The 11,005-nt window shown below is 66.0% G+C and carries 9 protein-coding genes; 4 read left to right on the top strand and 5 right to left on the bottom strand.

What is annotated here, in order from left to right; genetic code table 11:
* Window positions 1-694, top strand: a 694-nt coding sequence (locus NTX40_09710) for a class I SAM-dependent methyltransferase (protein ID MCX5649352.1), incomplete at its 5' end; no start/stop codon positions are given.
* Window positions 695-847: 153 nt separating this feature from the next.
* Here the strand turns inward: NTX40_09710 and NTX40_09705 are convergent.
* Window positions 848-2,326: an FtsW/RodA/SpoVE family cell cycle protein gene (locus NTX40_09705; GenBank protein MCX5649351.1), complete on the bottom strand. Its 1,479-nt coding sequence runs from the start codon at window positions 2,324-2,326 to the stop codon at window positions 848-850.
* Window positions 2,327-2,501: 175 nt separating this feature from the next.
* Between NTX40_09705 and NTX40_09700 the strand changes: the two genes are divergently transcribed.
* The 3 genes from NTX40_09700 (at window position 2,502) to NTX40_09690 (ending at window position 6,892) form a co-directional block, all read left to right on the top strand.
* A complete protein-coding gene (locus NTX40_09700) occupies window positions 2,502-3,326 on the top strand; it encodes a hypothetical protein (GenBank protein MCX5649350.1) in 825 nt (274 codons plus the stop codon).
* Between the two features lie 64 nt (window positions 3,327-3,390).
* Complete coding sequence (locus tag NTX40_09695; GenBank protein MCX5649349.1) at window positions 3,391-5,112, top strand: tetratricopeptide repeat protein; 1,722 nt, start codon at window positions 3,391-3,393, stop codon at window positions 5,110-5,112.
* Between the two features lie 229 nt (window positions 5,113-5,341).
* Window positions 5,342-6,892 carry a helix-turn-helix domain-containing protein gene (locus NTX40_09690; GenBank protein ID MCX5649348.1) on the top strand — a complete coding sequence of 517 codons (1,551 nt, stop codon included), beginning with the start codon at window positions 5,342-5,344 and terminating at the stop codon, window positions 6,890-6,892.
* Between the two features lie 10 nt (window positions 6,893-6,902).
* Here NTX40_09690 and NTX40_09685 read toward each other — a convergent pair whose 3' ends face one another.
* The 4 genes from NTX40_09685 to aroA all read right to left on the bottom strand — a co-directional run bounded on the left by NTX40_09685 (window position 6,903) and on the right by aroA (window position 10,823).
* Window positions 6,903-7,493 carry an Eco29kI family restriction endonuclease gene (locus NTX40_09685; protein MCX5649347.1) on the bottom strand — a complete coding sequence of 197 codons (591 nt, stop codon included), beginning with the start codon at window positions 7,491-7,493 and terminating at the stop codon, window positions 6,903-6,905.
* 140 nt (window positions 7,494-7,633) lie between these two features.
* The gene (locus tag NTX40_09680) at window positions 7,634-8,794 is read right to left on the bottom strand and encodes a PP2C family protein-serine/threonine phosphatase (protein ID MCX5649346.1); all 1,161 of its coding nucleotides are present in this window, start codon (window positions 8,792-8,794) and stop codon (window positions 7,634-7,636) included.
* A 55-nt stretch (window positions 8,795-8,849) separates the two neighbouring features.
* The gene (locus NTX40_09675; protein ID MCX5649345.1) at window positions 8,850-9,206 is read right to left on the bottom strand and encodes a hypothetical protein; all 357 of its coding nucleotides are present in this window, start codon (window positions 9,204-9,206) and stop codon (window positions 8,850-8,852) included.
* Between the two features lie 336 nt (window positions 9,207-9,542).
* On the bottom strand, window positions 9,543-10,823 hold the full coding sequence (gene aroA, locus NTX40_09670) for a 3-phosphoshikimate 1-carboxyvinyltransferase (protein ID MCX5649344.1): 1,281 nt from the start codon (window positions 10,821-10,823) through the stop codon (window positions 9,543-9,545).
* Window positions 10,824-11,005: the final 182 nt, after the last annotated feature.

The raw sequence follows: 11,005 nt of genomic DNA, 5'->3' as shown, positions 1-11,005 counted from the left end.
CTGGACGGACCCCGGCGGCTGGGAAAGCATGGTCATCAGTTACGCCGACCGTCACCGGCGTCTGGTGGACAAACTGCTCTGCACTTTCGGCACGATGCCGACGGCGCTTCGCAATCGGCGCCGCCTGGCAGCGCGGGTGATTGCGCGGCTGATCGACGCGGCCCCCTGCGAGCCGGTCGAGATCCTGTGCCTCGGGGCGGGGCCGGGCCACATCGTGAACGACGCCATGCGCGAGGCCCGCCGCCGGGCCCATGCCACGCTGGTGGACCTTTCGAGCGGGGCGTTCGACTACGGCCGGCGCCTGGCGGAGGAGAGCGGCCATCGGGAGTGCGTCCGGTTCATCCAGGGCGACGTGCGCGACGTGGCGGGCATGCTCGACCGCCCGCCGCACATCGTCAAGATGCTCGGCATCTGCGAGTACCTGGGCGACGCGTGCGTGACCGAGATCGCGCGGACGGTAGCCGGCGTCATGCCGCAGGGCTCGTGGATCGTCCTCAATAGCCTGTCGAAGGCCCACGGGACGAACCGGTTCTTCCGCCGCGTGCTGGGCCTGCGGATGATCCACCGGAGCCCCGACCGGCTCGAGGCGTTGCTGCGGCCGGCGGGGTTCACGGATTTCACGGCGCTGCCCGAGCCGATGGGCGTTTACCACGTCCTCCTCGGACGCAAGGGAAGCGATGCCGCGGCGAAGTGAAGGGGATGAGCCGGCGACCCGCCGGGGTGTGGCAAGCCCCTTTCCCCCTCACCCTACCCTCTCCCGTCAAGGGAGAGGGAACGGCGAAGGGAATCGCGGCGGGCGGCTCGAACGGCGTCCCAGGGATTCGCTGCGCTCATCCCTGGGCTTTAACTACTCCCGCCACTCGAACGGACGCGGGGCGATGAGATAGAGACGCCGCAACGCCACGTTGCACAAAAGGCCCAGCGCCAGGCACGAACTGACGAGGCTCGACCCGCCGTAACTCATCAGCGGCAGGGTGATGCCCGTAACGGGCATCAGGCCGATTGACATCGCGATGTTGAGGAAACTCTGGGCCGCAAAGAGCGCCACCACGCCAACCACAAGCAGTTTGCCGAAAGGCTCGGTCGTCGAAAAACTCACGTCCACGCCGAACAAGCACAAGAGGCCGTAGAGAAAGACAATGGCGACGGCGCCCAGGTAGCCGAACTGTTCCGCAACGACGGGGAAGATGAAGTCGGTGGCGGCCTCGGGCAGCAGGCCGTGGCGGGTCTGGGAGCCCCGGAGCCAGCCTCGACCCCACAGGCCTCCCGATCCGACGGCGATCTTGGCCTGAAAGAGTTGGTGGCTGGGTCCGGCCAGGAGCGTGCCGAAAAATTGCCGAAGGGCATCGAAACTCTTCGGTCCGGGGTCTTCTTCGAGAGCGGCGAAGAGGTGGCGTCGAGCGGCGGCGAAGTCGGCCTGGTCCTCGCCCCAGGAGAGGCGGGTCGCGAGGCGCCAGAGGCGGAACCGCCACATGCCGGTCACCTCGCGGACGAGGTCCGCCTTCTGGTCGTCCGAGAAGGTCGGCCGCGGCTTCACGATGGCGGGTGCGGCGGCCTGTCCGGGCGCTTCGGCCTGCTCTTCATTCTCGTCGGCGGGTTCGGCGCGGTCGATCGCAAAGTGCAGGCGCTCGGCACATCCGTACAGAAGCCAGGAATCGATCCGCATCCGCTGGTAGCCCCGCATCGAGGAGTAGAAGACGGGCACCATCACCAGGCCCATGGCGATGATGGCCGCCAGGTGCCTGCCGCGCGCCCCCGCCGCGAACAGCATCAGAAACAGGACCGGCAGGAAAAGCATCGCGGTGCCCATGTCGGGCTGGTAGAGGACGAGGGCGGTCGGCACGAGGGCCATCGCGAAGGGAACCAAGAGGCCCGCGAATCGGCGGTAGTTCTTGCGGTAGCGAAGGTAATAGGCCAGCGACATGATGAAGGCGATCTTCGCCAGTTCCGACGGCTGGACCTTCTGGCCGATGCCCGGGATGCGGATCCAGGAATAGGCGTTGTTCGTCGGATAGAGAATGCCGGGGATCTCGAGACGAAGGAATCGCATGGCGGCCAGGAAGACGAGCGCCGCGAGGCTGAAGGCGTAGAACCAGTAACTCCATCGCGCCAGGCGCGTGTAGCCGGGCAGAAGGGCAGCCCCGAAGACGGCGAGGGCGACGGCGAGGAAGGCGATCTGCTTGGCGGCGAGGGTGTCGGCGAAGGGGATCGGCTCGGCGCCGCCGCACGTCGCCGCATAAATGCCCGCGACGCCGAGCGCCGCCAGCGCCAGGACCGCCAGCATCATGACCCAGGGAAATCGGTACCAGTATTCGCTTCGAAACACGCCCTGCTCCGCTCGTATCGCGATTGCGTCGCGGCTCGGACGACCAACGAGCCGCGAACGCCTCCCCTGTGGGGCCGTTCGCGGGGACGCCGGCAATCATCTTGAGGGACGGCGCGGGAGCAGTATAATCGGTCCTTCGGGGTCCGGCCAGTTATATCGGTAAGGCAACCGAACGATGCGAAAACGGTGGATCGCTCCGGCGGCGCTGGCCGCAGGGCTGGGGATGGTCTTGGCGGGCACGGCGTGCAGCCGGCTGGACCAGGCCTCGTCGCGCATTGACGGGATCGCAAGCGACCAGGCGCGCGGCCTCGTGCGCGACTGCCTGTGGAAGCACGGCTCCGTGCCGCGGTGGGTCGAACACCGGACCGTTCGCTGCGAGGTCGAGCGAATCGAGCACGCGCCGGGCGGCGACCGTCTGAGCCGCGAGGTCTGGGTCCTCGACACGGCCGGCGGGCGGGTCCGCATCGAACAGCCGGACGCGGACCGCGTCATCGTGGCCGGCGGACCGGGCGGGAGCCTGTTCGTCGGCGGCAAGCGAGCCGGGGACCTCGACTCGCGGGACGAGGCGGTGGGGCTCGCGCGCGAGGTGCGGGAACTGGTCGTGATGCCTTTCAGCCTGCTCGAGCCGGGCCTCGAGATCGAGTACCTGGGCTCGGAGACGGGACCGGCGGAGGCGCGGGTCTGGGACCGACTGCTGGTGAGTTACGGGCGCGGAAGCAGCGCGTCGTCGAACGACCGGGCCGTCGTGGAAATTCGCCGCGAAACGTCGCGCGTCGAGGCCATCGTCATCCGGTGGAGCGAACTGCCGTTCCTCGGCCGGCGGTACCGCGTCCAGATGGACGACTGGCGGCCGGAGGAGGACCTCCTGGTGAGCCACCGGTGGCGGTTCTTTCCGGCCGACGATGCCGGGCAGGCGTCGGGGCCCCCGCGCTGGACGGTCCGCGTGCTCGCGTGGAAATGGGACGTGCCGGTCGCGGGCGGGACGTTCTCCAGGCCGTGAGAACGGCGCCGCGCCCGCCGAAACAGCCCGCAGGGCCGGCCCTATTGGCGCCGGCGAAAAAACCATGAACGAGTGGATGGACCCGGAAGATTACCTGGAGGAAGCGGACCGCCTGTTCGAGGACGGGGCGTACGAGGACGCCCTGCGCGCGTGCCGGCAGGTGCTCCGAATCGACCCGGATTACGCCGACGCCCGGGCTCTCGGGGGCCGGTGCCTCGCCTACTTGAACCGCGTGGACGAGGCGGAGAAGGAACTCCTCCGGGCCCTCGAGAGCGACCGGCAGTGCCTGGACGCCTGGTTCGGCCTGGCGTTCGTTTCGTGGCTCCGGGCGGACGACCGCGAAGCGCTGGGATACCTGGAGCGGGCGCGCCGGCTGGCGCCGGACGACGAGGCGGTGCTCGCGCAACTCATCGGGACGTACGGAAACCTCGGCCGGTTCGACGAAGCCGAGCGGGCCTTCAAGGAAGCGTTGGACGCGCACCCGTCGAGCGCGGAAGCGGCCTACCAGTGGGGCCTGGTGCTGGCGATGCAGGGGCGGGCGGACGAGGCCATCGCCGTCTGGCAGCGAGCGGCGGAGTGGGACTCCGAGTTTCCGGACCTCCACCTGGCCATCGCGCGGACCTTGGCGCAAAAGGGCGACCTCGAACGGGCACGCCAGGAACTCCAGCGCGAACTGGAGTTGTATCCTGACTCGCGCGAGGCGCGGCTGGCGATGGGCGGATACCTCGTGCACACCGGGGACCTGGAGCGCGCCATCGCGCTGTACGAGGAACTTCTGAAGGAGGCGCCGGACGACCCGCGAGTCCACCAGGAACTAGGGGCGGCCCTCCTCGAGTCGGACGAGCCGGCCAAGGCTCGCCGGCACCTGATGCGGGCGATGGAACTCAGCCCGTCGGACCCGGTGATCTTGTCGCAACTGACGAGCCTGCCCGCCTCCAAAGCCGACATCAGCCGGGCACGCCGCGTCCTTCGCCGCGCGCTGAGCGAAGAGCCGCACCGCGACGACCTGTACCGCAACCTGTCGGCCCTCTTCGCGGGCGAAGGCCGATTCGACGAGGCCGAAGAAGAACTGAGGCGGGCGATGGCCTTCTCGGGGCGCGCCCACGAACTGGAGAACGAACTCGGCGTGCTTCTGGCCATCCAGGGAAAATTCGACGCGGCACGCGAAGCGTTCGAGCGTGGCCTCGCGCGCCGGCCGGACGACCGCCCCCTGCGAATCAACCGGGCCTTGATTGAGGCGGACCTGGACCGGCAGGAAGAAGCCCTCGCCCGCCTTCAGGCCCTGGCCGAGGAGTTCCCGGCCGACCTGGACGTGCTCGTGAACCTCGCGTCAATCCAAATGGAACTCGGTCGGCCGGCCGAGGCCATCGAGACGGCACAGCGCGTGTGCCGGGCCGCACCCTTTGACGCGCGGGGCCATTACCTGGCGGGTCGAGCCCTGTACGAGACGGAAGCGTACGGCGAGGCGCTCGAGCCGTTGGACCGGGCGGCGCGGCTGGACCCGCGCCAGGTGGACACGCAGATCGCCATCGGGATGTGCCAGGCGGCCCTGGACGCACCGGCCGAGTGCCTGCGCGCCTTCGAGCGGGCGCGGTCGCTCGCGCCGAACGACCCGGACGTGCTTTTCAACCTGGGCCTGGCGTACGAGGATGCGGCAGCGTCGAGCGGCGGGGCGGTGGACCTCGGGGAAGCGGCATCGCTGTATCGCCGGGTGCTGGAACTCGCGCCCGGTTACGAGGCGGCCCGCAAGCGGCTCGACGCGCTCCGCAGCGAAGACGCCGAGTAGCGCCCACGCCCGGACGGGAAAAGGAAAGCCTGGCACAGCACTTCGCGCCGGCGGAAGGCCGGCGGACGACGTTTACCCCCTCTGGTGGCTGGAAGCCGGAAAACCCCAACCATGAAGGGCCATGAAGTCGGAAGCCGAAAATCCCTTGACACCCTGCAACGCAAAGATAGACTAAGTTGCGGCAAGATGTTTACCCTTTGGCAAGGTCGAGGATCCAGAATTGGACGGGGTGCTAACGCTTACCGAGGCCGCCACCTTTGTGCGCGTCAGCAAGAATACGCTAGGTGATCTAGCGCGCAGAAACAGAATCCCTTCCAAGAAGGTGGGCCGTGAGTGGCGATTCTTGCGCTCAGCCCTTGTAGATTGGCTAGCAAATAAGGAAACAGATCAGCCTCATAGCACCGGGCAAAATGGCGCGCAAGAGTCTGTCCAGACCAGATTTGTTTTCAGTGCACTCTCAGCCGACGCTTCCCTGCCCACGAAACACAAGAACGGTTTCCGTGATACCGCTTTCGCCCAGAATCAGGGACAATCTGTTCACCGATGGGTTCCGTGGATCGCCGGCTTCTCCGGCGATTTTGTTGCGGATGTCCTGCGCCGGGCCGAAGGAAGACCGCCGAACGAAGTAACCGTACTAGACCCATTTGCAGGCGTCGGAACCACTCTTGTTGAGGCGATAAAGCGTGGCCATCAATCAGTCGGGTTTGAAATCAACCCGTATGCCGCGCTTGCCTGCCGCGCCAAAGTGGAGTGCCTGCAGAACAACCCTCGCCAAATATCTCTTTTGCGGCGCAAGTTCCTAACCTACATGAAGTCCCACGACAAAAAGTCCCCCAAATCAAGCGCACCCGAGGCTTTCAACAGCAGGGCCCCTTTCTTCAGCAAGAAGGTCGAGAGAAAAGTTTTGCACGTTCTAGACTTTATTAGGCGCCAGAAGGTCACATGGCTCCGCGACGTCATGACACTCGCTCTTGGCTCGCTCCTGGTGAGCTTCTCCAACTATTCATACGAGCCAAGCCTCAGCAGAAGAAGTGTTGCGGGCAAGCCGGAAGTGCAGGACGCGGATGTTGCTGGGGTAATTGCGGCCAAACTGCAGGAAATCCTAACAGATTCGGCAGAGATGAAACTCTTGGTTGCCCTGAAACGCATAAGGCCTCTGGCTCAGGTTTACTGCGCATCATTTCTCACTGAATACAAACAGGTTCGTGCCCGAAGTGTGGATTTTCTCATAACCTCACCACCCTATCTGAACAACTACCACTACATTCGGAACACTCGTCCGCACCTGTACTGGCTTGGGCTCGCCAAGGAGAATCTGCAACTCCGGAGGCTTGAACAAAGTAACTTCGGAAAGTACTGGCAGACCGTGCGAGCGGCGCCTCCAATCGATCTCGAATTCAGCAGCCCGAGGTTGGAGAAGCAACTGCAGCACTTGCGTGAGCAGAACACCCATAAGGGAGTCTATGGAGGTGCAGGTTGGGCAAATTACGCCGTAGCGTATTTCAACGATTGCTACAGGTTTTGCGAGGCTGCACACAGTCTGATGAAGGGCGGTGGTACCGCAGTTGTGGTGATCGGCAACAACATTCTTCAAGGGATTGAGTTTAAGACTGACGAGATTTTCGCCGAAATCGCAGGTCGCAATGGCTTCGAGGTGGTAGCCTTGCACCGAGTGCGAGAGAAGCGGACTGGTTCAAGCATCATTCATTCTTCTGTTCGCTCAGGCCAAACCAAGCAAAAGGCTTCACTTTACGAGACAGCGGTTGAACTGAGGGCGTGATCTCACCAGGCTAGGTCTTTCCCCGGTCGAAAAACGCCTTAACCAGGTCCATCGCTTCTTGGTGTGATATAGTGGCTCTAAGCCGACGTGCCCACGGTCGCCCTGGGTGCACGCTATCCCAGAGGGGGCGCCGCATGTTACGCCGTCCCTTGCCTGGATCATGGTCGCCAAATCCGTCAATGCCAACATTCCATAACGGCTGGTAATGCGACACCAGAAACCGTTCCGCCAAGGTTATCCATACGGGGACTACAACGAGGTAACGGCACTTGAAGTCCGACAATGCAAGGTTCTTCGCTTGCTCTATGGATTTGGCATGTTCCTTAAGCCTCTGAAATAAAGCAGAGCCACCCGACATGGCAGGCCCTTCCTTTGCCTTGCGCCCACCCGCCGGGATAGCCTTCCCCACGTAAATCGGGTGATCACAATTCGCATCAGCAATGCGCTTATACGGCACGAAGGAACCCTGGTAATAGATCGCGTAGACACCGGAGCCCTGGAAAGGCTCAGCAGGAGGAAGACGCTCTGGCGCCATTTCCATCAAGGCTCGAACTACGCTCGCGGCAAGGTTGTCATAGCTGAGGGGATCGTAGACTCTCATGCCCAAAGCCCCGCCCAATTCCCCCTTATGCCCGCCCTACATGAATATGGGAGTTTGCATGCCTTGTCAAGCGAAAGCACTGCAGTTTGCTCCACAACGGGTGCCACGGCCAATCGAGCAAACAACGCAAATGGCTCGGCTCAGGATGGTTTCGGGTCGTCTTCAAGTTCGAGGGTGACGAGTGTGACGTCGTCGGCGAGGCGGCCGCCCTGTGCCCCGTCGCGGACGGCCGCCAGGATGGCGTCGAGCATGGCCTCGGCGGGCAGAACGGCGCTCGCCCGGATGATCTCGTAGAGGCGCTCGGGATTGCAGACGGAGACGGGCTCGACGCGTTCGGCCCCATCGGTGTAAAGGAGGAGGCGGTCCCCGGGTTCGAGGCGCCGCCGGCAGGATTCGAAGCGGGCGTTGGAGAAGATGCCGAGGAGCGGCCCTTCGCCTTCCAGTTCCTCGATGGCGCCGTCGCGGTCGACGACGAGCGGCCGGGGATGGCCCGCGCGGGCGTAAACGCATTCGCGCGTCGCTTCGTTGTAGAGGCCGTAGACCATGGTGATGAACGGCGTCTCCTGGAGTTTGGCGGACAACAGGTCGAGGTTCAGGAGCCTCAGGGCCTCGTCGGGGGCGACGAGTTCGTAGGTCTTGCCCTCGATGCGCTTGGCCTGGAGGCTTTTCTTGACGAAGACGGTCAGCAGCGCAGCCGGGATGCCGTGGCCGATGGCGTCGGCGATATAGAAAGCGATGTGGCGTTCGTCGAGGCGGAAGATGTCGTAGAAATCGCCGGCGACCCAGGCGGCGGGTTCGAGGCGTGCGGCGAATCGGCCGCCGAGGACGGTCGGCATCCGGTGCGGCAAAAAGTCCATCTGGAGGCGCTGCGCCAGCCGCAGTTGCTCGTCCAGGTGGCGCGTGTAGTTGCGAAGTCGGCGAAGGGCCTCCGACACCGGCCCCTTGGCCGCCAGAAGGCTCGCCAGGTGCGATTCGAATTCCTCGGGATTCTCCTCGAGCGAAACGCACGCCAGGACGCCGGCCCGGTAGAGTTCCGTCTTCTCGGCCGGCGACAACCGGCCGTCCAGCGCCACGACCGCGGCCGGGGAATCGCGCAGGCGGCCGGCCAGGGCGACGGCCCGAGCCAGGGTTTCCGGCTCGCCGGCCGGCACATCGATCAGAACCAGGTCGGCGCCGGCGGCCGCGAGCGTGCCGTCGGCGGAACCGGCCCCCGGGGCGGAACCGCGGACGGCCTTCGCCCAGGCCGGATCGATCCGCTCGGCCAGTTCGCGCAGAACCTCGGGCCGGTCGGTGATTGTCAAAAGGGTGAAGGGGACGGCGTGGGCACTCGCCGGGTCGCAGGGCGGGCGAGCCGCATCAAGGACTGCGGACCCAGAGGACGCGATCGTCGCGGAAGCAGACGCTTCGCTCGTACTGGTCGCCGGATTTCCCGCTCGCAAGGTCATAGTCCCAGATCACCACGGACCGGCCGGCGGCCTGGTCTTCGGGCATCGTGCCATCGCGCCGGTCGTCGGGCAAACCCCAGGCCATCTGGACCTGAAGAGGCGTCATGCCCTCCAGGACCTGACACCGCAGAATGGCCTGCTGGATATTCTTCGGCTGTTCGGCCCACTTTTGATAAACCCCAATTTCCTGGAGGTAGGCGAGGCGGAGGCTGACGGGCTTCCCTTCGGTCTCCAGGAGGCGGTAGTCGGCCTGCTCCAGGGGGGTCATGAGTTTACAGTAAACCTCGAGGCGGGTCTGCCGATAGCCGCACCCCCCCGCCAGCACCGCCGCCAGCAGAAAAACGGGGATACTCCCTCTCCCTGGTCGCCTTGGGCGACTCGACGTGGCGAGCTGGGAGAGGGGCGGGGTGAGGGTGAATCCCGGCGCGCCGGGTTCGCCGCCCCGCTTGTCCCTGTTCAGCGGTTGGACCCCTTCGGGGCGGGGCGCTGGCTTTTCGCAGCGCGGGGCAAGCCCCGCGGCGAACCACCGCGCAAAACTTATGTAACCCCGCTTTGCCGCAGCGGAAACCGCGTTTTTGATGAAAACGACTCCCGTCCCCATTTTTCACCCCGCGAGCGACTCCAGGTCCGCGAAGAACTCCGGATACGTCTTCGAGACGCATTCCGCCCCCCCAATGAGGATGCCGGGAACCCGCAGGCCGACGATCGCGAATCCCATGGCCATGCGGTGGTCGTTGTAGGTGGCGACCTCGGCCGAGAGAACCGCCTGGGGCGGCCAGATCGTCAGACCGTCGGGGTGCTCCTCCACGCGGGCGCCCAGGCGCCCCAGTTCCGTCGCCAGGGCCGTCAGGCGGTCCGACTCCTTCACCCGGAGGTTGGCCACGTTCTCGATGACCGTCCGGCCCCTGGCCAGAAGCGCCAGCGGCGCGAGCGTCAGGACCATGTCGGGCATGGCATTCATGTCGATGCAAATGCCGCGCAGATGCTCCGGCCCGGCGACGGTGACGCCCTCGCCGGACCACGCGACGGCGCAGCCCATTTCCCCGAGGACGTCGGCGAAGCGCGCGTCGCCCTGGATCGAGGCGCGCGAGAGGCCCTCGACCGTGACGCGCCCGCCGGTGGCGGCCGCAGCGGCCAGAAAGTAACTCGCGCTCGAGGCGTCGGGCTCGACCGCGTAGCGCCGGCCCCGGTACGCTTGAGGGGCCGCGATTTCAAACCGCGCGTAGCCTTCGCGCCCGACCCCCACGCCGAAGTCGCGCATCACCGCCAGCGTCATGTCCACAAAAGGCTTCGACACCAGTTCCCCCGCCACGCGGAGGGTGACGGGACCCGCGGCGGCGGGCGCGGCCAAAAGGAGCCCCGAGAGGAACTGGCTGGAGGTCGCGCCGCGGACCTCGACCTCGCCCCCGCGAAGGCCGTCGGTCCGAATCGTGACGGGCGGGCACCCGGTGCCTGCGTCGCTGCGCGCCTCGACGCCGAGCGCCCCCAGGGCGTCCAGCAGGTCCTGGATGGGCCGCTCGCGCATCCGCTCGGAGCCGTCGATCCGGTATCGCCCGCGTCCCGCGGCCACGAGGGCCGCCAGGAACCGCGTCGCGGTGCCGGAGTCGCCGGTGTTCAGGTCCTTGGGCCCATCGGGCACCCGGCCGCCGCAGCCGGCGACGCGGATCCGCCGCGCCCGCTCGTCCACCTCGACCTCGATGCCGAGGACGCCGAGGGCCGACGCCATGACGCGCGTGTCGTCATTCACGCCGGCCGACTCGATGGTGGTCCTGGAGTCGGCGAGGGCGGCGACGGCCAAGGCCCGGTTCGTCAGGCTCTTGGAGCCCGGCGGGCGGACGGTCCCGCGGACGGGCCCGAGGACGGGCGTGATGGATCGCGTAGCCATGAAGGTTCCTTTTCCGCGTGGGGATATCGTGACATCGCGTGCGGCAGGCGTCAAGACTTCGCCCCTGCTTCGCCAAGGCTTCCGCCGTCGTCCCGGCGCGCCGGGACTATGGCGGACGGGACGCAGGGCTACGGCGGGTAAAATTGCGGCCCGAAGGGTTCCAGCGAAGTAACAGGGAGATT

Source organism: Planctomycetota bacterium, from assembly GCA_026387035.1.
Classification (GTDB): Bacteria; Planctomycetota; Phycisphaerae; order FEN-1346; family FEN-1346; genus JAPLMM01.
This window is presented reverse-complemented; position numbering and strand designations above follow the sequence as displayed.

Excerpts from the sequence above, each read along its gene's own strand:
- NTX40_09675 (MCX5649345.1), bottom strand. The coding sequence starts at position 9,206 with ATGACCCCCCTGGAGCAGGCCGACTACCGCCTCCTGGAGACCGAAGGG.
- NTX40_09700 (MCX5649350.1), top strand. The coding sequence starts at position 2,502 with ATGCGAAAACGGTGGATCGCTCCGGCGGCGCTGGCCGCAGGGCTGGGG.
- NTX40_09685 (MCX5649347.1), bottom strand. The coding sequence starts at position 7,493 with ATGAGAGTCTACGATCCCCTCAGCTATGACAACCTTGCCGCGAGCGTA.
- NTX40_09695 (MCX5649349.1), top strand. The coding sequence starts at position 3,391 with ATGAACGAGTGGATGGACCCGGAAGATTACCTGGAGGAAGCGGACCGC.
- aroA (MCX5649344.1), bottom strand. The coding sequence starts at position 10,823 with ATGGCTACGCGATCCATCACGCCCGTCCTCGGGCCCGTCCGCGGGACC.